The sequence below is a fragment of the Sphingomonas sp. GW821-FHT09E03 genome (genome assembly GCF_059416225.1).
The window spans coordinates 37,657-58,294 of the sequence record NZ_JBWKOS010000005.1 but is presented as its reverse complement, the minus strand read 5'-3'; the positions used below and the strand labels follow the sequence as shown (position 1 = coordinate 58,294).

Annotated in this window: 18 protein-coding genes; 11 read left to right on the top strand and 7 right to left on the bottom strand. The window is 68.0% G+C overall.

The features are described 5' to 3' along the window. Nucleotides 1–79: 79 nt before the first annotated feature. A complete protein-coding gene (locus AC07M8_RS13075; protein ID WP_495174765.1) occupies nt 80–319 on the bottom strand; it encodes a hypothetical protein in 240 nt (79 codons plus the stop codon). Nucleotides 320–542: 223 nt separating this feature from the next. On the opposite strand from AC07M8_RS13075, the gene AC07M8_RS13070 reads away from it, so the two are divergent. Continuing rightward, on the top strand, nt 543–2,552 hold the full coding sequence (locus AC07M8_RS13070; RefSeq protein ID WP_495174869.1) for a TonB-dependent receptor: 2,010 nt from the start codon (nt 543–545) through the stop codon (nt 2,550–2,552). A 67-nt stretch (nt 2,553–2,619) separates the two neighbouring features. Then, nucleotides 2,620–3,633: an alanine racemase gene (locus AC07M8_RS13065; RefSeq protein WP_495174764.1), complete on the top strand. Its 1,014-nt coding sequence runs from the start codon at nt 2,620–2,622 to the stop codon at nt 3,631–3,633. Nucleotides 3,634–3,660: 27 nt separating this feature from the next. On the opposite strand, the gene AC07M8_RS13060 is transcribed toward AC07M8_RS13065, so the two are convergent. Then, on the bottom strand, nt 3,661–4,695 hold the full coding sequence (locus AC07M8_RS13060) for an alpha/beta hydrolase (RefSeq protein WP_495174763.1): 1,035 nt from the start codon (nt 4,693–4,695) through the stop codon (nt 3,661–3,663). Between the two features lie 38 nt (nt 4,696–4,733). Between AC07M8_RS13060 and phaR the strand changes: the two genes are divergently transcribed. Together phaR and AC07M8_RS13050 are read left to right on the top strand one after the other, a co-directional pair. Then, nucleotides 4,734–5,288, top strand: coding sequence for a polyhydroxyalkanoate synthesis repressor PhaR (phaR, locus tag AC07M8_RS13055; RefSeq protein ID WP_495174762.1), 555 nt, complete (start codon nt 4,734–4,736; stop codon nt 5,286–5,288). 1 nt (nt 5,289) lies between these two features. Continuing rightward, nucleotides 5,290–5,472, top strand: coding sequence for a hypothetical protein (locus tag AC07M8_RS13050; RefSeq protein WP_495174761.1), 183 nt, complete (start codon nt 5,290–5,292; stop codon nt 5,470–5,472). Between the two features lie 16 nt (nt 5,473–5,488). Here the strand turns inward: AC07M8_RS13050 and AC07M8_RS13045 are convergent, their stop codons facing one another. The 3 genes from AC07M8_RS13045 to AC07M8_RS13035 form a co-directional block, all read right to left on the bottom strand. Further along, nucleotides 5,489–6,670 (bottom strand): retropepsin-like aspartic protease, encoded by a 1,182-nt coding sequence (locus AC07M8_RS13045; protein WP_495174760.1) that lies wholly within the window; start codon nt 6,668–6,670, stop codon nt 5,489–5,491. Nucleotides 6,671–6,703: 33 nt separating this feature from the next. Continuing rightward, entirely contained in the window at nt 6,704–8,167 is a 1,464-nt protein-coding gene (locus tag AC07M8_RS13040) for a glycosyltransferase family protein (RefSeq protein WP_495174759.1), read from the bottom strand. Nucleotides 8,168–8,282: 115 nt separating this feature from the next. Further along, a complete protein-coding gene (locus AC07M8_RS13035) occupies nt 8,283–9,815 on the bottom strand; it encodes a TadA family conjugal transfer-associated ATPase (protein WP_495174758.1) in 1,533 nt (510 codons plus the stop codon). A gap of 157 nt (nt 9,816–9,972) precedes the next feature. Between AC07M8_RS13035 and AC07M8_RS13030 the strand changes: the two genes are divergently transcribed. Both AC07M8_RS13030 and AC07M8_RS13025 read left to right on the top strand, forming a co-directional pair. Beyond that, on the top strand, nt 9,973–11,475 hold the full coding sequence (locus tag AC07M8_RS13030) for a S1C family serine protease (RefSeq protein WP_495174757.1): 1,503 nt from the start codon (nt 9,973–9,975) through the stop codon (nt 11,473–11,475). A gap of 54 nt (nt 11,476–11,529) precedes the next feature. Next, a complete protein-coding gene (locus AC07M8_RS13025) occupies nt 11,530–13,122 on the top strand; it encodes a tetratricopeptide repeat protein (RefSeq protein WP_495174756.1) in 1,593 nt (530 codons plus the stop codon). Between the two features lie 171 nt (nt 13,123–13,293). Here the strand turns inward: AC07M8_RS13025 and ada are convergent, their stop codons facing one another. Both ada and AC07M8_RS13015 read right to left on the bottom strand, forming a co-directional pair. Then, nucleotides 13,294–14,346, bottom strand: coding sequence for a bifunctional DNA-binding transcriptional regulator/O6-methylguanine-DNA methyltransferase Ada (ada, locus tag AC07M8_RS13020; RefSeq protein WP_495174755.1), 1,053 nt, complete (start codon nt 14,344–14,346; stop codon nt 13,294–13,296). A 70-nt stretch (nt 14,347–14,416) separates the two neighbouring features. Beyond that, nucleotides 14,417–15,103, bottom strand: coding sequence for a dienelactone hydrolase family protein (locus AC07M8_RS13015; protein ID WP_495174754.1), 687 nt, complete (start codon nt 15,101–15,103; stop codon nt 14,417–14,419). Nucleotides 15,104–15,291: 188 nt separating this feature from the next. Here AC07M8_RS13015 and AC07M8_RS13010 point away from each other — a divergent pair, with 188 nt between their 5' ends. From AC07M8_RS13010 to AC07M8_RS12990, 5 genes are all read left to right on the top strand, one after another. Continuing rightward, nucleotides 15,292–15,882 carry a F0F1 ATP synthase subunit delta gene (locus tag AC07M8_RS13010; protein ID WP_495174753.1) on the top strand — a complete coding sequence of 197 codons (591 nt, stop codon included), beginning with the start codon at nt 15,292–15,294 and terminating at the stop codon, nt 15,880–15,882. A gap of 3 nt (nt 15,883–15,885) precedes the next feature. Further along, nucleotides 15,886–17,415: a F0F1 ATP synthase subunit alpha gene (gene atpA, locus AC07M8_RS13005; RefSeq protein ID WP_495174752.1), complete on the top strand. Its 1,530-nt coding sequence runs from the start codon at nt 15,886–15,888 to the stop codon at nt 17,413–17,415. A 146-nt stretch (nt 17,416–17,561) separates the two neighbouring features. Continuing rightward, a complete protein-coding gene (locus AC07M8_RS13000) occupies nt 17,562–18,449 on the top strand; it encodes a F0F1 ATP synthase subunit gamma (RefSeq protein WP_267393855.1) in 888 nt (295 codons plus the stop codon). Nucleotides 18,450–18,473: 24 nt separating this feature from the next. Continuing rightward, the gene (atpD, locus tag AC07M8_RS12995; protein WP_267393856.1) at nt 18,474–19,952 is read left to right on the top strand and encodes a F0F1 ATP synthase subunit beta; all 1,479 of its coding nucleotides are present in this window, start codon (nt 18,474–18,476) and stop codon (nt 19,950–19,952) included. A gap of 139 nt (nt 19,953–20,091) precedes the next feature. Next, on the top strand, nt 20,092–20,343 hold the full coding sequence (locus AC07M8_RS12990; protein ID WP_495174751.1) for an ATP synthase F1 subunit epsilon: 252 nt from the start codon (nt 20,092–20,094) through the stop codon (nt 20,341–20,343). The last annotated feature ends 295 nt before the right edge of the window (nt 20,344–20,638 follow it).

Sequence of the window (20,638 nt, the reverse complement as noted above, 5' to 3'; positions counted from 1 at the left end):
CGAGAAGAGGAGCCGGAAGCAGCCACGCAAGCTGGGGTGATGAATTAGGTGCGACCGGCCAACCGTGAGCAACCTCCGTTCACTCCGCCTCCAGATCCCATTGCTCGGCGACCTGCTCCACCGCGCGGCGGCAGATCTCGTCCAGCCCTTCTGGGCAATAGGCCTGTACGTCCCAATTGTGATCGAACGCTTCGGCGGGGTCGGCAAGGGTGGGGAGCATGAAATCGATTCGCGCGCCCTCGCTGTCCAGTGACAGGCGCAGTGCGGCCTGGTTGAGTTCATCACGAAGCCGTTCGGCGGAGAGCAACGGACGGTCCATACCGGTCCTAACTGCTCGCGGATCGGCAATGTTCCCGCGGCTGAACAATGCAGGTGCGGGGCATGGTTTACGGAGCCGGCAACGCCGTTAACGGGCTGGTACATATAGGTCACGCTGCGACGCAAATCGCCGGGCCGCGGTTGCCGGCGACCGGTTTGCTGATCATGGGGGCCGCATGAAGCCGTACCTGTTCGCCGCCGCCTCACTGGTCGCCACCGTCGTCATGGGCTGCCCGATCGCATCGGCGCAGACGGTCGCCTCCGTGGGCGACGATACGGGCCCCGATATCGTCGTCACCGGCCGCGGTCTCTCCACCCCCGGCGACAGGGCGTTCGACGTCGTCACCATCGATCGCGACCGGCTCGAGGCCAATGCCAGCGACCGGCTCGAGAGCGTGCTTGCCGATGTCGCCGGGCTCCAGCAGTTCCGCCGCTCGGACTCGCGTTCCGCCAACCCGACCAGCCAGGGCATCAGCCTGCGCGGGATCGGCGGCAACGCCTCCAGCCGCGCGCTGCTGATCCTCGATGGCGTGCCGCAGACCGATCCGTTCGGCGGCTGGGTGGCGTTCCCGGCCTATGCGACCGACCGGCTCGGCCAGGTCCGCGTCACCCGCGGCGGTGGCAGCGGCTATTATGGCGCCGGGGCGCTCGCCGGCACCGTGGAGCTCGACAGCGCCAAGCCCGATCAGCTGTCGCCGCTCGCCGCCAGCCTGGCTTATGGCAGCCGCGCTTCGGTCGATGCGCAAGGGTCGGCGTCGCTGGTGCGGGGCAACGGCTTTGCGACCATCTCGGGCGCCTATGCGCGCGGCGATGGCTTTATCCCCACCGTCGCCGAGGATCGCGGCGCGGTCGATCATGCAGCGCCCTATGAGCAGGCGTCGGGCGCGATTCGCGCCGTGATCGGCATCGCCCCCTCCACCGAGCTGCAGGCCAATCTCAGCGCCTTCACCGATCGTCGCAACCGCGGCACTGACTTTACCGACAACAAGTCCGAGGGGGCCGACGCCAGCCTCCGGCTGGTCGGCCACGGCCATTGGGGCTGGTCGATGCTGGGCTATCTCCAGACCCGCGCCTTTGCCTCGCAGTTCGCCTCGGTTAGCGCCGACCGCGCCACCGTCACCCAGTCGCTCGACCAATATAGCGTGCCTGCCACCGGGCTCGGCGCACGGGTCGAGATCCAGCCGCCGATCGGCGCCGGGATCGACCTGCGGCTCGGTGCCGACATCCGCGATGTCACCGGCAAGACGCAGGAATTGTACCTGTTCCAGAATGCGGTGCCGACCCGCCGCCGCGAGGCCGGCGGATCGAATCAGAACAAGGGCCTGTTCGCCGATGCCAGCACCGATCTCGGCGATCTCACCGTCACGCTCGGCGGCCGGGTGGACTTCTGGAACATCGACGATGGCTCGCTTACCGAGCGGCCGCTCGCCGGCGGCGCCGCGCTCACCAACAACCAGTTCCCGGACCGCGACGGCAGCGAGTTCAGCGGCCGAGCAGGGCTTGCCTATCGGGTCGCCAGCCTCGTCACCTTCCGCGCCGCGGCCTATCGCGGCTGGCGGCTGCCGACCCTCAACGAGCTCTACCGCCCGTTCCGCGTCGGCAACGACACCACCGCCGCCAATGCCGCGCTCAGCCCCGAGCGGCTGACCGGCTATGAAGGCGGCGTGACGCTGACCCCGCTGGCCGGCGTCAGCCTCGCCGCCACCGTGTTCCACAACCGGCTGAAGGATGCGATCGCCAACGTCACCCTGTCGCGCACCGCGACCAGCAGTTCGCTGATCCGGGAAAATCTCGATGCGATCACCTCCACCGGGCTTGAGGTCGATGCGAGCTACACGCTCGGTCATCTCACCGCGCTCGCCTCGTGGAGCCATGTCGACGCCGAGGTCCATGCCACGGGGCTCGCCGCCGCGCTCGACGGGCTGCGGCCCGCGCAGACCCCCAAGGATCAGGTGTCGGGCACGCTCGGCTGGCGGCGCGGCGGCCTCGCCGCTTCCGCCACCGTGCGCCACATCGGTCGCCAATTCGATGACGACGTCAATATCGACAGCCTCGATCCTGCGACGACGCTGGATGCCTATCTGTCGCTGCCGGTGACCCATGGGCTGGCGATCGAGGCGCGCGGCGAGAACCTGTTCGACAAGCGGATCGAGACGGGGATCAGCGGCGCGGACATCGTCGAGCGCGCTAACCCGCGGACGCTGTGGATCGGGTTCAAATACGCGATGAAGTAGGTCCGCTGGCGATCGTCGGTGGCATGCAGCCATCGACGCCCGCGTCGGCCCGGCTTATGCGACGCGGGTGACCGCTCCTCTTCGCCTCCGCCTCGATCCCGCCGCGCTTGTCGCCAATTGGCAGCACATGGACCGCCTCAGTGGCGCCGCGGCATGCGGCGCGGCGGTCAAGGCCGATGGCTATGGCCTCGGCGCGAGCGACGTGGCCAGGCGGCTCGCCGCAGCGGGCTGCCGCGATTTCTTCGTTGCGACGTGGCGCGAGGCCGAAGCTTTGGCCCCGCTCGGGCTGCCGGTATCGGTGCTCCACGGTTTGCGTGCCGACGACATGGCGCTGGCGACGAGCGGCATCGCCCGTCCCGTGCTCAGCACCGACGCGCAGGTCGCCCGCTGGCGCGACGCCGGGGGCGGTGCCTGCGACGTCATGGTCGACACCGGGATGAACCGGCTTGGCGTGTCGAGCGCTGCGGTGCGCGACGGGCTGCTCGTGGGCCTGCGGATCGAGACGCTGATCAGCCATCTCGCCTGCGCCGACGAGGATTCGCCGATGAACGAGCGTCAGCGGGCGCTGTTCGCCAGCTTGGCCGGCGTCACCGATGCGCGGCGGATGAGCCTCGCCAATTCGGCAGGCGTCGCGCTTGGCGGCGGATATCACTTCGATCTCGTCCGCCCCGGCCTGGCGCTGTACGGCGGCGTCGCCCGGCCCGAACTGGCGGCTATCCGCCAGGTCGCGGTGCCCGAGGCGCAGATCCTGCAACGGCGGCTTGTCCTCGCCGGGGGAACGGTGGGCTATAATGCGACCTGGACGGCGCGCGCGGACACCGAGGTGGCGATCCTCAACATCGGCTATGCCGACGGTTATTTCCGCGGCTTTTCCGACCGCGGCGCCGCCGGCGACCTGCCGGTGATCGGCCGCGTCTCGATGGACCTCACCGCGATCGACGTCTCGACACAATCCGACTTGGCCGAAGGCGACTGGATCGCGCTCGATTTCGCGCTGCCACAGGCGGCGGCGCAATCGGGCATGTCGCAATATGAGCTGCTCACCAGCCTCGGTGCGCGGTTAGACCGGACGTGGATATAGGCGCGTCCGCATCGTGCCGTCGCCGGATCAGGCGCCGACATCCTTGATCCATTCGGCCAGCGGTACCCACAGCTCTGCAGGCGCGCGCCGGCTAACGATCATGCCGACATGGCCTAACCCGCTGTCGCTACGCCCCGGCAGCTGCGCGGCGGTGGCGGCAGGGACGATGCGGTCGGCGCGCGACACCACATCGACGGTGGGGCAGGCGAGGTCAGCCGGCTCGATGGGGCTGCCGCCGACCACCCAGCGGCCGCTGCCGGGCAGATCGTCGCCGACGAACTGCTCGAACAGCTCGCGTCCGAAGGCGTAGGGCAGCGGCGCGCCGGTGTTGGCCCAATCCTCAAGGCGCACGAAATCGCTCGCCGCGGCGCTGCCGGGGTCAAGCCGACCGAATGCGCCGTATTTCGCCACGGTGGCGGCGGGGTCGAGCTGCCAGAAGCCGGCCTGCAGTAGCTCCATCGGTACCAGGCCGAGCCGCTCGCACCAGGGCTGGGCGCGGCGCCACATCTCAAGCATCGACGCCCGCGCATCGCCATAGCCCGCGAACCGCCACGGCGCGGCGAGGGTCGCCAGCCCGGCCACCGGCGTGCGCGCCGCGGCGGCGATCGCCAGCGTGCCGCCAAGGCAATAGCCGACGAGCACCGGCGGCTCCTCCAGGCGCTGGATCAGCGGGATCAGCAGCTGTTCGACATGATCCGCGAGGCCTAGCGTGCGATCGGCAGGCTCCGGGGTGCCCCAGTCGACCAGCCACACGTGCAATCCCTGGGATGCCATCCAGCGCAGCAGCGATCGCTCGCCGAGGTCGAGGATCCCCGGCGGATTGATCAGCGACGGCACGAAAACAACCGGCGGACCGACGCCGCCATAGTCGCGCAGGCATACCCGGCCTTCAAAAAAACGCGCAGGCATCGGCTCGGGCGCGGGCGGGCGGGGCGCTTGCTGATAGGAGGCAAGGCCACGCAGCGCGGCGGCGCGAGCGTCGGGTACATCTGCGGTTTCGCTGCGCAGCATGGCGAGAAACAGAGGGAGAGGGCGTGGCCCGTGTTGCGGTGCGGCAAGCATCGGCGTATCGTCCGCCTCAATCACGGATGGAGAGCCGGATGAAAAAACAAAACGCGGGGGACGGCACGGTCATTATCAAGAAGTACGCCAACCGGCGTCTCTATAATACCGAAACCTCTTCCTACATCACATTGGACCACCTCGCCACGATGACGCGCGAAGGGCGCGACTTCAAGGTGATCGACGCCAAGACCGAAGAGGACATCACCCACAGCGTCCTCACCCAGATCATCATGGACGAGGAAAACCGCGGCCAGGCGATGTTGCCGGTGGGCTTCCTGCGCCAGCTGATCGCGATGTACGGCGATTCGATGCAGGCACTGGTGCCGGGCTATCTCGATGCATCGATGGAGAATTTTCGCCGCAACCAGGCGCAGTTCAAGTCGGCGGTCGAGGGCGCCTTCGCCCATTCTCCCTTCGCCGAGATCGCCAAGCGCAACATGGCGATGTTCGAGGCCGCGGCGGAAGCGTTCAAGCCGGTGATGCCGGCGGCGGCGGCTGGCGCGGCACCGGGCGGGACCAAGGACGACGAGATCGCCGCACTGCGCGCCGAACTGTCGCGGCTGCAGGAAAAGGTCGAGAAGCTCGGCTGAGATGATGTGGGGCGTGGGGGCTGCGGTCGCAGTGCTGCTGGCCATTGTGGCCGGGCTCGGCGATCGCCGCCGGCGGCTGCGGCAGGATCTTGATCGGGTCGGCGTGGTCGATTGGCGCACGGTGCAGATGGCGGCGCTGCTTGCGGCGATGATTATGGCCGGGCTCGGCTTCCACGCGGGCTGATGTCGTCGCTGAGCCCTCAGTAGAAGCGCTTTAGGGTCAGCGAGCGGACCTCGCCGGTGCACAGGCCGAGCATCACCACCGTGCCCGGTGCGCCGATCGACCAGGCGGCGATCGGGTTGCCCGCATAATCGGCGGGGATCGGGACGCCGTTGATCCGGCAGATGCGATCGCCGTCATGCCAGCCCGCCGCTTCCGCCGGGCCGCCGCGCATCACATGGAGCACGCGCAGCCGGTCCGGCTCGATCCCTACCAGAAGTCCGCTGGTGGAGCGCAGCGGCGGCTGGTCGGCGGTCAGGCCGGGCTGCAGCACCATCCGCCCCGCCGCCGGGTCGAGCAGCACGCGATAACGCTGCAGGAACCCCGAGCCGATCCGTCCGGCAACGCCGATCGCCTGTGAGAAGCCGCCGGCGGGCTCCACCCGCACCTCCACCTGCCGCGCCAGCTGGGTGCCGAGTGCCACCGCCGGGGCGATCGCCAGCGTGCTCACCACGGGGCCGGCAAGCCCGAACGAAATGGTGGTGGTGTTGGGCAAGGTGGCAAGCCCCGCGCGCTGCCAGGCCGCCGCCGACAAGGTGATCGCCGAGCCATCGCCGGTGTCGACCACCATCGGCGCGAGGCGGCGGCCGGCAACGGTGAGCTCGCTTTCATAGACCCGCCGCGCAGCGGAGATGGCGAGCGGCGCGGTCGCGCCGGTGAACGGCAGGCGGCCGGTGGGGATGAGGCGGAAGCGGCGATGTTCATAGTCGATGTCGAGTGCCTGACCGCCGGTGAGGTCGCGGCCGACCAGCATGTCGACCGGCGTCGCGCCGCCGGTGGCCAGCGCCGGCAGGTCGGCGACCGAGACGCCGCCGCCGCGCCGGGTCAGGCCGCCGATGGTGATGGTGCCGGTCGGCAGCCAACCGGTGGCGACGGCACCGCCGATCGCGGTTGCCTGGCCGCCGCTCGTTAATCGCGCCGGATCCACCGCCGCCGAGGCGCGCGCCAGCACCGAGAACGACACCCCAGTGTCGAGCACCGCGGTGATCGGCCGCGAATCGAGCCGCATCGCGAAGCGGATCTGGTTGCCCGGGGTAAGATCGAACGGCACCCATTGCGCCTCGGCATCGGCGGCCAGGGTGGTGACGCCATCCTCCGGGCCCGCCGGTGGGGCAGGGGCGGCGGCGAGCAGCAGCAGGATCGACGGGAGGAGCAAGCGCATCGCGGTCCTCCTACGGGGGATTGGCATCCCCGGCTAGAATCCCGTGCGCGCCAGCACCCGGTTGACCAGGAAGGGGGATCCTGCCGCGCCGGCGCAGCGGCCAGGCCGTGCGAACAGGCAGAGCCGGCCGTCGCGCAGTGGGTGGCAGGCCAACGCTTTGTAGTCCGTCGGCGTGTGTTCAGGCCCCACGGAGAATGTGATCAGCCGGTTATAGCTCGCACTCCATCGCGCGGCGGCACGTTCCGGATCCTCCGGCGTCACCGCGGGATCTTGGTTCCAGAACAGGCTGAGCGGTATGGCGCGCCGCAGCGCGCTCATGCCAGGCAATGACGTGATGACGCCATCGGTAACCATGAACGCCACCCCGCAGGCTGCGGGATCGCGGCGGATCGCCGCGAAGAGTTGGCTTCCCGCCGTGCCCGGATCGAACTGATTGGGCGCGAACGACCCCTCCGCCAGCCCGAGCGACGCCAGTCCCCAGGCGGCGAACACCCCGAACGCGACCCGCCGGCCGACCGTTGCACCCCAGCGCTGGCGGACCAGGCCGATGATCTCGCCCCAGCCGATCGCGGCCAGCACCAGCAGCGCCGTCACTGCCAGGAAGATGAAGCGATATTCCTTGTGGGCGATGCCGCTGTGGACGAGCAGCGTGACGAGGGCCGCCGCCGCCAACGCCGGGCACCGCCGCCAGCCGAACCGCACGCCGATCGCCACCGGCACGATCCACCACCGCCAGACCTCGAGCAGCCACGACACATAAGCGATCGCCGGCAAGGTGCCGTAGCGCGCCGCGACGCCATGGACAATATTCTGGCGAAGATTCTCCAACATCCAGGCGAAGGGCAATTGGCCTCGCGCGGCATCGATCGCGGCGCTGGCGAGCCCCACCACCAGCCCGCCCGCGATCAGCCAGGGCACACGCCGCCAGTGTGCCGCCTGCGCACCGCGCGGCCACCAAGCGACGAGGATCAGCGTGGCGATGCTGGGTGCGTAATGCGGCCGGGCGACGAGCACGAAGCCGAGCAGCGCGCCGGCGATGGCGGCGTCGCGCGCGCGCTGGCGTGGGGCGGTAACGAGGGCCGCAGCCGGCAGGAAGGCCGCGGTGGCGAGCGGCTCCGCCAGCGTCTGCGCGCCGAAGAAGATCAGCTCGAACCAGGTCGCCGCGACGAACGCGGCGAGCACGCCGGTGAGCGGCGCATGGCGGCGGCCGATCTGCCACGCCGCCCAGACGATCGACAGCGAGGCGAGTCCCGTCGCAACTCGCGGCAGCAGCGTTGGCAAGGCTCCCATAGGGTCCAGCCATTCGCCGAGGCCAAGCGGCATTGCGAGCAGTGCCGGCAGCGTCCAGCTGCGGATCCCCGCGCGCCATTCCCAGGTAATCACCCCGTCGCCGGTCAGCAGGCGCTGTGCGGGCTCGAGATATTGATAGATCGCGTCCGGATGATGGAAGCCAGGCACTGCGGCGGCGATGATCCGCAGCGCCGCGCCGAGCAGCATCAGCCAGAGAAGCGGGCGACCAGCTGTCGCCCGCCACCACGACGCGGTTGCGTGGGGCGGCGGCAATGGTGTCGTGGCGGATCCCGAGTCGTCTACGCGCATGGCGCCGATCAGCTTACAGGCACGCCTCGAGGAATGCCTGGTCGAAGCCGAACTGCTTGGCCTTGTCGAGCGTATAGGGCCTGAGACCCATCGAACGGTATTCGCCGATGATCTTGCCGTCGGCGCTCTCGTCGAGATACTCGAACTTGAACAATTCCTGGGTGACGATCACCGGACCTTCCATGCCGATCACCTCGGTGACGTTGGTGACCCTGCGAGAACCGTCGCGCAGGCGCTTCACCTGGATGATCAGCTCGACCGAATCCGCGATCTGGCGGCTGATCGCTTCCTTGGGCACCTTGATGTCGCTCATCATCACCATGTTCTCCATGCGGGCGAGCGCCTCGCGCGGGGAGTTGGCGTGGAGGGTACACATCGAGCCGTCGTGGCCGGTATTCATCGCCGCGAGCATGTCGAAACACTCGCTGCCGCGGATTTCGCCGAGGATGATGCGATCCGGGCGCATACGCAGCGCGTTCTTGACGAGATCGCGGATGCTGATCTCGCCCTGACCCTCGAGGTTGGCGGGGCGGGTTTCCAGCGGCAGCCAGTGCGGCTGCTGCAGCCGAAGCTCGGCCGCGTCTTCGATCGTCAGCACGCGCTCGCCCGGGTCGATCATCTTGGAGAGGGCATTGAGCATGGTCGTCTTGCCCGAGCCGGTACCGCCCGAGATGACGACGTTGAACCGGCTCGCGCCCGCGATCTTGAGCGCGGTCGCCATCTTGCTGCTCATCGAGCCGCCGTTCGCCATCATGTCGAGCGTGATCGGCTTGGCGGAGAATTTACGGATCGAGATCGCGGTGCCGCGCAGGGACAGCGGCGGCACGATGACGTTGACGCGGCTGCCGTCCTTGAGGCGGGCGTCGGCGAGCGGGGTGGTCTGGTCGACGCGACGGCCGACCGAGTTGCAGATCCGCTGTGCGATCTGGAACAGATGCTCCTCGTCGCGGAACTGGATTTGGGCGAGCACTAGCTTGCCCTTCTGCTCGATGTAGGTCTGCTCGGGGCCGTTGACCATGATGTCGGTAATAGTCGGGTCGGCGAGCAGTTCCTCGAGCGGTCCGAGCCCGAGCAATTCGTCGACCAGCACCTTCTCGAGCGCGAACTGCTCGCGGCGGTTGAGGGTGAGCTTCAATTCGGCGAGCACCTCGCCGATGATCGGCCGGAATTCCTCGGCGAGCTCGTCCTTGCCGAGCGTCGCGGCGGCCTCAGGGTCGACGCGCTCGAGCAGGCGCGGCAGCACCTGCTCCTTGATCTTGTGGATCGACGCCTCAAAACCCTCGCCGCGGCTGTTGCCGGCGTCGCCGCTCGCATTCTGGCGATCGGTGAGGCGCTGCATCGCGTCGCTCATCTGGTCGGGCTGGGTGCCGTAACCCTCCTCGCCGGGCAGCGGCAGCATGTCGATCGGCGGGAATTGGCTACCGCCGCCGATCGCCTCCGGCTCGGGCCGCGGCGTGCCGCCGCCCTGCATCGGCCGCGCCACCCCGAATGCAGGCCGTGACGGCTGCCCGCCGCCCATTCCGCTCCGCCGTCCGAACGCACTCATCGCCATACCCTCATGCTCTGGCGTGATCGGTAGGGGCCAAGGTTTGAGATATTCCTAACCAAAGTAGCTTGGTTTCCCGCAGCTTCTCTTGGATCGTCGCCGGCACCCAGGGGGGCGGCGCTTGACACCGGCGCCTCGGTGCCGTTCGAGAAGCGCCGTGATCCGCTGGCTCCTGCTTCTTTTCGCCGCGCTTGGTTGGGCCGCGCCCGCTGCGGCCGATGACATTGCCGCCACGGCACGCGGGGTGGTGCGCGTCGTTACCATCGCGGTGGTCGATGGCGAGGTGGTCGGCTTCGGCCATGGCAGCGGCGTTGCGATCGCACCCAATCGTATCGTCACCAATGCCCATGTCATGGAGCTAGCCGATCGCTACCCCGACAATGTCGTGATCGGCATCGTCCCCTCCGAAGGCGACAAATCATACCAGGGCAAGGTGATCGCCTATGATTCCAAGCGCGATCTGGCACTGATCGAATTCACCGGCGCCGCGCTGCCGCCCGCCGCGCTTTATACCGGCCCGGTGACCGAGGGCGATCCGGTGGTGGCGCTGGGCTATCCCGGCAACGTCGATCTCGCCACCGCGCAATCGGCTGCCGATTATATCCGGCCGACCTCGCCGGTGCGCTCGGAAGGGGTGTTCTCCGGTCGCCGCAGCCTGACGGGAATCGAGGTGCTGCTCCACACCGCCAGCATCGCCCGCGGCAATTCCGGCGGGCCGCTGCTCGATCGCTGCGGCCGGGTCATCGGCGTCAATTCGGCGATCACCCGCGGCGAGGAAGGCGATTCCTCATTCGGCTTTGCGATCGCCGATACCGAGCTGGCGAGCTTCCTCCACGACGCCGATCAGCCCTTCGCCACGATTGGCACGCCCTGCACCTCAATGGAGGAGCGGCTGCGCCAGGACGCCGAGGCGGAGGCTCATGCTCAAGCCGAGGCGGCGACCGCGCGACGCGAGGCCAGCACCCAGGCCGAGATGAACCGCGAGGAGGCGCTCGCCTCCGCGCGCAATGCAGCCGAGCGCCACCGCGAAAATGTCATGGCCATCGCCGGGCTGCTGCTGGTGGCGGGAGCGCTGATGATCGGCGGTGCCGGGCTGCTCGAGATCCGCGACCAGCGGCGCCACGCGATCTGGGCCGCCGTCGTCGGCGCGCTTGCCATGCTCACCGCGGTGACTGTGTTCGTGCTGCGGCCGTCCGCCGATATCGAGCTGCCCGCGCCGGCCGCGCTCACCGTCGCCAGCAGCCGCAACGCGCCGCTCGGTAAGCTGGTCTGCACCATGCAGCCCGAGCGCAGCCGGGTGACGATGTCGTCGACCGCGGACGTGGCGCTCGACTGGGGGCGCAACGGCTGCATGAACGGCCACACCCAATATGTCGCAAGCGCCAGCCGGTGGGAGCGGGTGCTGGTCCCGGATGCCGAACAGACGCTGTCGGTGCTCGGCTTCGATCCGGCGACCCGCACCTATACCAACACCCGCTACTTCCTCCCCGCCACGGCGATGGCGGCAGCGCGCAAGCTGCGCGTGCAGACCGGCCTCAAGGCCTGCACCATCGAACCGGCGCCGACCGAAGCGCTAATCCAGCAGCAGGCCGCGATCCGCGCCGCGCTGCCGCGACTGCCCAACGAAAAGCTGGTCTATGCCTGCAAAGCCGCGGGCTGACAGGGTGATCCGCCGGCGATAGGATCACCCGACAAGGGGCAGGGGGATGCGACGATGACGGCTGTTGGTTGGCGCTGGCGGATGGCGGCGGCGGCGTTGACGATGGCGGTGGTGCAACAGCCCGCCCACGCCGAATGGCTGGAAGCGACGTCGTCGCACTTCATCGTCTATGCCGACAACAATGCCGCCGAAATTAAGCGCCAGGCCGAACAGCTCGAGCGCTTCGATCAGGTGTTGCGCTATTTCCACCACGTCCGCTCGAACCCGGAGGATGAGGCCAACAAGGTCACCGTTTATGTCGTTGCCGACGACGAGGCGGTGAAGCGGCTGTGCGGCGGTGGCAGCGGATGCCGCAACGTCGCCGGCTTCTACGAACCACGGGTGACCGGCTCGGTGGCGTTCACGCCCAAGGGCGGCTTCGATACCAGTAACGTGCTCGATCTGCAGCCGCGGATCGTGCTGTTTCACGAATATGCCCACCACTTCCTGCTCGGCAATTATGCCGCCGCCTATCCGGCGTGGTTTTCGGAAGGTTATGCCGAGTTCGCGTCGACCGCGCAGGTGACAAAAGATTATGTCCAGATCGGCGGAGCCGCCAATCATCGGGCTTATAGTCTGTTCATGGGCAAGTCGCTGTCGGTCGAGCAGCTGTTCACGCCGCGCACCAAGCCGATGAACGATGAAGAGACCGAGTCGCTCTACGCGCGCGGCTGGTTGCTGACCCATTACATCATGTTCAACACCGATCGGCGCAAGCAGTTCGCCGCCTATCTCGATGCGCTCAACAAGGGGACGCCGAGCCTGGACGCGGCGCGGCAGGCGTTTGGCGACCTCAAGGCGATGAACCGCGCGGTTAATGCCTATCTGGCGGCGTCAACCCTCCCGGCAACGCGGATCCCGATCGACAAGCTGCCCGCGGTAACCGTGTCGGTGCGTGCGCTGGCACCGGGTGAGAAGGCGATGATCGGCTTGCGCATGCAATCCGACCGCGGCGTCAACCGGACGACCGCGCAGCCACTGTTCGCGCGCGCGACCGTCATCGCGGCGAACTATCCGCGCGATCCGGTGGTGCAGGGATGGCTCGCCGAGATGGCCTTTGATGCCGGTCGTGACGATCTCGCCGACGCTGCCGCCGATCGCGCGCTGGCGGCCGATCCAAAGTCCGAACAGGCGCTGGTCTACAAGGCGCAGATCGCGCTGCGCCGCGCGCATGACGCCAAGGCCAAGGATGCCGCGGTGTGGCAGGCGGCGCGGAGCTGGATCATCAAGGCCAACCACCTCGATCCGAATGACGCGCAGGCGCTGCTGCTGTTCTACGAAAGCTTCGAGCTTGCCGATCAGCTGCCCACCGCCAGCGCAATCCAGGCACTGGATCGCGCGCTCGAACTGGTGCCGCAGGATCCTGGCCTCCGCTTCGCCGTCGCTCGCCAGGCGATCGTCGATGGCAAGATCGACGATGCTCGCCACACGCTGCAGCCGCTGGCGTTCGATGCCCATGCCGGCCCCAACAACCCGGCCGCGCAGCTCGTCGCGCTGCTCGACGCCGGCCTCAAGGGCAAGGCCGCGCTCGAGGCGGCCGAGAAGGCCGATGGCGAGAAGGCCGCCACCGCCACGGCACCGGGCAGCGCTGGAGGCAGCGCGCCGTAATCTCTGACGAGGTGAGCTGCCTGTCGTACTCCGTTCGCCCTGAGCTTGTCGAAGGGCAGTGAGACCCATGGGCCTCGACAGGCTCAGCACGAACGGACCAGACTGATCCTCCACCAGCACCCCGTTCGGGAGCAGGATCGTCCGCGACGCCGGCCAACGTATCGGCAGCGGTTAACCTCGCTCGCGGTCCAGCAGCGCCCGTTTGCGTTCCACCCCATAGGCATAGCCGCCGGCGCTGCCATCGCCCCGCAGCACGCGATGGCAGGGCACCACCACCGCCAGCGGGTTGGCGCCGCACGCGCTGCCCGCCGCCCGTGTCGCGCCGGGTGCGCCGGCGGCGGCGGCGAGCTGTGCGTAGCTGCGGGTCTCGCCTGCGGGGATGGTCTTGAGCGCCTGCCACACCGCCTCCTGAAAGGCGGTGCCGCGCACGTCGAGCGGCAGGTCGTGGTCGCGCTCGGGCGATTCCACCTGTGCCACCACCCGCGCGGCCAGATTGGCGAGCGAGTCGCCGCCGGCGATCACCGTCGCCCGCGGGAAGCGCTCGACCAGCGCCGCGTCGTCCTCGTCGAACGCGATCCGGCACAGTCCCTTATCGGTGGCCGCGATCAGCAGCGGGCCAAGGCTGGTGGCGGCGATCGTCCAGCGGATCGTCGCGCCGGCGCCCCCGCGCGCCCAGGCGCTCGGCGCCATCCCCAGTCGCGGTGCCGCCTCGTCGTAGAAGCGGCTCGGCGCCGAATAGCCCGCCTCGTAGATCGCATCAGTCACCCGATCCTCGTCGCGCAGCGCGTCGGCGGCCCGCCCGGCGCGCAGCCCGCGGGCATAGGCCGACGGCGTCACCCCGGTCGCGCGCTTGAACAACCGGTGAAAATGGTGCGGCGCATAGCCGACCGCGGCGGCGAGCGGGCCGAGCGTGATCGGCGCCTCGGCGGCCTCGATCAGCCGCACCGCCTCGGCGACCGCGACCCGGTCGCGGCCGACCGCGTCGGGGAGGCAGCGCCGGCACGCGCGGAAACCAGCGGCCTGTGCCGCGGCCGGATCGGCATGGAAGGAGACGTTCTCGCGCCGCGGGTGGCGCGCCGGGCAACTCGGCTTGCAATAGATGCCGGTGGTCTTCACCCCGATCACGAACCGCCCGTCGTGGCTCCGATCGCGGGCGGCGAAGGCGGCCCAGGCGGCCTCCTGGTCGATGCCGGGGACGGTGGCGGGGTCAATGATCGTGCTCATGATCCCTTATGTAGCGCCGCGGCGGGGTGTCTCCATCCCGCCGCTTGCGCCCAAAGCACGGGTCCGGGCGTCAGCCGCCGTTGGCGTGGAACAGGTCGAGCGTGCGCTGCTTGGCTAGCGTTGCCGACGCCTCGTCATATTGGGCGCGGCGATCCGAGTTGAAGCCGTGATCGGCGTCATAGGTGTAGACGGTGGCGTTGGGCCAGTCCTTGGCGGCGATCGTTTCGACATCGGCCATCGAGATATGCGCGTCGAGCTTGCCGAAGTGGAGGATCACCGGCACCTTGGGCTCCTCGTCGGCGGCCGCGGCGATCATGCCGCCGTAATAGCCGCTCGCCGCGGTCACATGGTGCATCCGCGTCGCCGCGAACCAGGCGACCGAGCCGCCATAGCAATAGCCGACCACGAACACTGGGCCGCCCTTGCCATCCGTTCCGGCCAGCGCATCGACGCAGGTCTGGGTGTCGGCGAGGGTGAGGTCGAACGGATGGAGTTCGCGGGCGAGCTTCACGCCGTCGTCGAACCGGGTGTAGTCGATCTCGAAGCCCGGCGCCTCGCGATCGAACACCGCCGGGGCGAGCACCTCATAGCCGAGCGCGGCGTAATCGTCGCACAGCGAGCGGATATGCTCGGTGACCCCGAAGATTTCTTGGATCAGCACCAGCCCGCCACGCCGCGTGCCGCTCGGCTGGGCATGATAGACGCCGATCTCGGCGCCGTCGCTCATCATCATCCGTTCCATCGTGCCTGCGCTCATCGTCTCGATCCTATTGCCCGAAAGGGGCCCGGCGGTGCCTTTGCGCCGCGACCCCGCGGTTGCGCAACACCCTGACAAAAACCGTTCACGCAACTGTCATGCAGCCGCCCAGCTTGCTTGCATCATCGCCACCCCCATGCTAGCCGCCCGGCATCCCATGGCAGGCGCGGTTTCGCGCCCATATCCTTATGGGTCTAACCGTTGATAACGAGGACTTCGATCGCGTGGAGACATCCGGCGGTATTCAGGCAAGCTTAGGTGGTCGCTATGCGATCGCGCTGTTCGAGCTCGCGCGTGATTCCAAGACGATCGACACCGTCGAGCAGAGCCTCGCGACCATTCGCGACGCGCTCGCCCAGTCGGCCGATTTCAAGGCGCTCACCCTCAGCCCGCTGGTCGCCCGCGGCGCCGCGGTGAAGGCGGTGCTCGCCACCGCCGACGAGCTCGGGCTCGACGCGACCACCAAAAACTTTCTCGGCGTGCTCGCCGAGAACCGCCGGCTCGCCAAGCTGCCCGCGATCACCCGCGCGTTCCGCGAGCTCGCCGCCCGCCACCGCGGCGAGGTCAGCGCCGAGGTCGCCAGCGCCTATCCGCTCACCGACGAGCAGGTCGTCGAACTCAAGCAGCAATTGCGCCAGCGCGTCGGCCGCGAGGTCGCGGTCGACCTGTCGGTCGATCCGGCGCTGCTCGGCGGGCTCGTCGTCCGCATCGGCTCACAGATGATCGATTCGTCGATCCGCACCCGTTTGAACACGCTCGCGCACGCGATGAAAGGCTAAGTGATGGATATCCGCGCCGCAGAAATCTCCAAGGTCATCAAGGACCAGATCGCCAATTTCGGTGCCGAGGCCGAGGTCTCGGAGACCGGCCAGGTGCTCAGCGTCGGTGACGGCATCGCGCGCATCTACGGGCTCGACAACGTCCAGGCGGGCGAGATGGTCGAATTCTCGAACGGCGTGCAGGGCATGGCCCTCAACCTCGAGGCCGACAATGTCGGCGTCGTGATCTTCGGCTCGGATGCCCAGATCAAGGAAGGTGACGTCGTCAAGCGCACCGGCACGATCGTCGACGTGCCCGTCGGCAAGGGCCTGCTCGGCCGCGTCGTCGATGGTCTCGGCAACCCGATCGACGGCAAGGGCCCGATCGTCTCCGACCAGCGCAGCCGCGTCGAGGTCAAGGCACCGGGCATCATCCCGCGCCAGTCAGTGAGCGAGCCGATGCAGTCCGGCCTCAAGGCGATCGACGCGCTGGTGCCGGTCGGCCGCGGCCAGCGCGAGCTGATCATCGGCGATCGTCAGACCGGCAAGTCCGCCGTCGCGATCGACGCTTTCATCAACCAGAAGACGGCGAACGCCGGCGACGACGAGAAGAAGAAGCTTTACTGCGTCTATGTCGCGGTCGGGCAGAAGCGCTCCACCGTGGCGCAGCTGGTCAAGACGCTCGAAGAGAATGGCGCGATGGACTATTCCATCGTCGTCGCCGCAACCGCATCGGACCCTGCGCCGATGCAGTTCCTCGCGCCCTATACCGGCACCGCGATGGGCGAGTACTTCCGCGACAATGCGATGCACGCGCTGATCGTGTTCGACGATCTCTCCAAGCAGGCCGTCGCCTACCGCCAGATGTCGCTGCTGCTGCGCCGCCCGCCGGGCCGCGAAGCCTATCCCGGCGACGTCTTCTATCTCCACAGCCGCCTGCTCGAGCGCGCCGCCAAGATGAGCGACGCCAATGGCGGCGGTTCGCTCACTGCGCTGCCGATCATCGAGACCCAGGCTGGTGACGTCTCGGCGTACATCCCGACCAACGTGATCTCGATCACCGACGGCCAGATCTTCCTCGAGACCGACCTGTTCTTCGCCGGCATCCGCCCGGCGATCAACGTCGGCCTGTCGGTCAGCCGCGTCGGCTCGGCCGCGCAGACCAAGGCGATGAAGAAGGTGTCGGGCTCGATCAAGCTCGAGCTCGCCCAGTATCGCGAGATGGCGGCGTTCGCGCAGTTCGGCTCGGATCTCGATGCCTCGACCCAGAAGCTGCTCGCCCGCGGCGCCCGGCTCACCGAGCTGCTCAAGCAGAAGCAGTTCGCACCGATGCCGTTCGAGGAGCAGACCGCGTCGATCTTCGCCGGCACGAACGGCTATGTCGACAAGGTCGCGGTGAACGACGTCGTCCGCTACGAAGCGGCGATGCTGCAGGACCTGCGCGCCAACCATTCGGACGTGCTCGCCAAGATTCGCGACACCCGCGATCTCGGCGACGAGGCCAAGGCGGGGCTCAAGGCCGCGCTCGACCAGTTCGCGAAGACCTTCGCTTAAGGCGCATGCGGAACAACCCACACATCGTCACCCTGAACTCGTTTCAGGGTCCATGGCCGGACCCTCGCGCCGCACGCGCGGGCGGCGATGGGCCATGGATGCTGAAACGAGTTCAGCATGACGGTGCAGATATGGTGCTCAAGTAAATGGCGTCACTCAAGGCCCTCAAGATCCGCATCGGCTCGGTGAAGTCGACGCAGAAGATCACCAAGGCGATGAAGATGGTCGCCGCCGCCAAGCTGCGCCGCGCGCAGGAGGCGGCGATGGCCGGCCGTCCCTATGCCGAGCGGCTCGAAGGCGTGGTCGCGAGCCTGGCCGGCCGTATTGGCGGCGGCATCGGCGTCTCGCCGTTGCTCGCGGGCACCGGCAAGGACCAGGTCCAGCTGATCGTGATCGCCACCTCCGAGCGCGGCCTCGCCGGCGCGTTCAACAGCAACATCGTTCGCGCGGCACGCCGCAAGGCGGAGGAGCTGGAGAAGGCGGGCAAGACGGTGCGCTTCTACATCGCCGGCAAGAAGGGGCGGGTGATCCGCCGCTTCTATCCCGACCAGATCCTCGCCGATCACGATCTCGCCGGGATCAAGAACGTCGCTTTCGCCGATGCCAAGGGGATCGCCGACGATCTCATCGCGCGCTACGCCAAGGGCGAGTTCGACGTCGCTCATCTGTTCTACGCCAAGTTCGTCTCGGCGCTGGTGCAGGAGCCGACCGGCCAGCAGATCATCCCGGTGTCGGTACCGGCTCCGGCCGCCGCCAAGGGTACGGTCGCCGCGGCCGAGGCGGTGACGGAGTATGAGCCGGACGAGGAGACCATCCTTGCCGATCTGCTGCCGCGCAACGTCGCGATCCAGCTGTTCCGCGCGCTGCTGGAAAATGCCGCCTCGGAGCAGGGCAGCCGCATGAACGCGATGGAAAACGCGACCAAGAACGCAGGCGACATGATCAATCGCCTGTCGATCGAATATAACCGCACCCGTCAGGCCGCGATCACCACCGAGCTGGTGGAAATCATCTCGGGCGCCGAAGCGCTCTAAAGTTTCGCAGTAGGAAGCAGACCCATGGCAACCCTCGCCGAAGACATCCGCCCCAACCATCAGGGCCAGACCAACAACGTGGGCACCATCGCCCAGGTGATCGGTGCCGTCGTCGACGTGCACTTCCCCGAGAACCTGCCGTCGATCCTGTCCGCGCTGGAGACCGACAACAACGGCAACCGCCTGGTGCTCGAGGTCGCCCAGCATCTCGGCGAGAACACCGTGCGCACGATCGCCATGGATTCGACCGAGGGCCTGACCCGCGGCCAGAACGTCCGCGACACCGGCAGCCAGATCTCGGTGCCGGTCGGCCCGGCAACGCTCGGCCGCATCCTCAATGTGATCGGCGAGCCGATCGACGAGCGTGGGCCGGTGCAGACCGATTTGCGCAGCCCGATCCATGCCGAGGCGCCGCTGTTCGTCGATCAGTCGACCGAGAATGCGATCCTCGTCACCGGCATCAAGGTGATCGATCTGCTCGCGCCCTACGCCAAGGGCGGCAAGATCGGCCTGTTCGGCGGCGCCGGCGTCGGCAAGACCGTCCTGATCCAGGAACTGATCAACAACATCGCCAAGGGCCATGGCGGCACTTCGGTGTTCGCCGGCGTCGGCGAGCGCACCCGCGAGGGCAACGATCTCTACCACGAGTTCCTCGACGCAGGCGTTATCGCCAAGGATGCCGAGGGCAATCCGATCAGCGAGGGCTCGAAGGTCGCGCTGGTGTTCGGCCAGATGAACGAGCCGCCGGGCGCGCGCGCGCGCGTCGCGCTGTCGGGCCTGACCATCGCCGAATATTTCCGCGACGTCGAAGGCCAGGACGTGCTGTTCTTCGTCGACAACATCTTCCGCTTCACGCAGGCGGGCGCCGAAGTGTCGGCGCTGCTCGGCCGCATTCCGTCGGCGGTGGGCTATCAGCCGACCCTGTCGACCGACATGGGCGCGCTTCAGGAGCGGATCACCTCGACCAACAAGGGGTCGATCACCTCGGTGCAGGCCGTCTACGTCCCCGCCGACGATTTGACCGATCCGGCGCCGGCCACCTCCTTCGCCCACTTGGACGCGACCACGGTGCTCAACCGCGCGATCTCGGAGCTTGGCATCTATCCGGCGGTCGATCCGCTCGATTCGACCAGCCGCGTGCTTGAGCCGCGCGTCGTCGGTCAGGAGCATTACGACACCGCGCGTGCGGTCCAGTCGCTGCTCCAGCGCTACAAGTCGCTGCAGGACATCATCGCCATCCTCGGCATGGACGAATTGTCCGAAGAGGATAAGCTCACGGTGACCCGTGCACGCAAGATCCAGCGCTTCCTCAGCCAGCCGTTCCACGTCGCCGAGGTGTTCACCGGCATCTCGGGCAAGTTCGTGCAGATCGAGGACACGATCCGCTCGTTCAAGGCCGTGGTCGACGGCGAATATGACCACCTGCCGGAAGCCGCCTTCTACATGGTCGGCGGCATCGACGAGGTGGTCGCCAAGGCCGAGAAGATGGCCAAGGAGGCGTAAGCCTTCACCCCTCCCGACCGCGGGAGGGGTCTGTAGTTCCCCTCCCGTGATCGGGAGGGCTGGGGGAGGGTTTCCTTGACGCCCTGTCCCGCCATGGCCTCCCCCGACCCCTCCCGCGCGGGAGGGGGGAGAAGAACAGATGCTGCACTTCGAACTCGTCACGCCTGAGAAGCTGGTCCGTTCCGAGGACGTCTACATGGTGGTCGTGCCCGGCACCGAGGGCGACTTCGGCGTGCTCGAGGGTCATGCGCCGCTGATGTCCACCGTCCGCGACGGCGCGCTGTCGGTCTACCGCACCCAGGGCGGCACCGCCGAGACCATCTCCATCCAGGGCGGCTTCGCCGAGGTCAACGCCAAGGGCCTGACCGTGCTCGCCGAGCGCGCGGGCTGAGCTAGCCCGGTCGGCGGTTCCCCTTTGCCTGGTGGTTGGAGCGCAGCCGAGAAACACCGGCGCCCGGCTGTCCTACACGATTCGATTATGCCAGCGTCGCGAGCCGGAGTCGTTTAGGCTCGCGGCTCTTTCTCACGTTCATCAATGCGGAACCACGCCTCTCCTCAGGTAAAGCGTCGAGAGGTACAAGCCGTCGCCCCACCACCACTGTCATCCTGAACTTGTTTCAGGATCCATGGCCCGGACGTGCCCGGCGGACAGCGCCGGCCGTGGATGCTGAAACGAGTTCAGCATG

Bases quoted from the DNA above. Each gene is read 5' to 3' on its own strand.
- AC07M8_RS13075 (WP_495174765.1), bottom strand. From the start codon at position 319: ATGGACCGTCCGTTGCTCTCCGCCGAACGGCTTCGTGATGAACTCAAC.
- AC07M8_RS13070 (WP_495174869.1), top strand. From the start codon at position 543: ATGGGCTGCCCGATCGCATCGGCGCAGACGGTCGCCTCCGTGGGCGAC.
- AC07M8_RS13060 (WP_495174763.1), bottom strand. From the start codon at position 4,695: ATGCTTGCCGCACCGCAACACGGGCCACGCCCTCTCCCTCTGTTTCTC.
- phaR (WP_495174762.1), top strand. From the start codon at position 4,734: ATGAAAAAACAAAACGCGGGGGACGGCACGGTCATTATCAAGAAGTAC.
- AC07M8_RS13050 (WP_495174761.1), top strand. From the start codon at position 5,290: ATGATGTGGGGCGTGGGGGCTGCGGTCGCAGTGCTGCTGGCCATTGTG.
- AC07M8_RS13045 (WP_495174760.1), bottom strand. From the start codon at position 6,670: ATGCGCTTGCTCCTCCCGTCGATCCTGCTGCTGCTCGCCGCCGCCCCT.
- AC07M8_RS13040 (WP_495174759.1), bottom strand. From the start codon at position 8,167: ATGCTGCTCGGCGCGGCGCTGCGGATCATCGCCGCCGCAGTGCCTGGC.
- AC07M8_RS13035 (WP_495174758.1), bottom strand. From the start codon at position 9,815: ATGAGTGCGTTCGGACGGCGGAGCGGAATGGGCGGCGGGCAGCCGTCA.
- AC07M8_RS13025 (WP_495174756.1), top strand. From the start codon at position 11,530: ATGACGGCTGTTGGTTGGCGCTGGCGGATGGCGGCGGCGGCGTTGACG.
- ada (WP_495174755.1), bottom strand. From the start codon at position 14,346: ATGAGCACGATCATTGACCCCGCCACCGTCCCCGGCATCGACCAGGAG.
- AC07M8_RS13015 (WP_495174754.1), bottom strand. From the start codon at position 15,103: ATGAGCGCAGGCACGATGGAACGGATGATGATGAGCGACGGCGCCGAG.
- AC07M8_RS13010 (WP_495174753.1), top strand. From the start codon at position 15,292: ATGGGTCTAACCGTTGATAACGAGGACTTCGATCGCGTGGAGACATCC.
- atpA (WP_495174752.1), top strand. From the start codon at position 15,886: ATGGATATCCGCGCCGCAGAAATCTCCAAGGTCATCAAGGACCAGATC.
- AC07M8_RS13000 (WP_267393855.1), top strand. From the start codon at position 17,562: ATGGCGTCACTCAAGGCCCTCAAGATCCGCATCGGCTCGGTGAAGTCG.
- atpD (WP_267393856.1), top strand. From the start codon at position 18,474: ATGGCAACCCTCGCCGAAGACATCCGCCCCAACCATCAGGGCCAGACC.
- AC07M8_RS12990 (WP_495174751.1), top strand. From the start codon at position 20,092: ATGCTGCACTTCGAACTCGTCACGCCTGAGAAGCTGGTCCGTTCCGAG.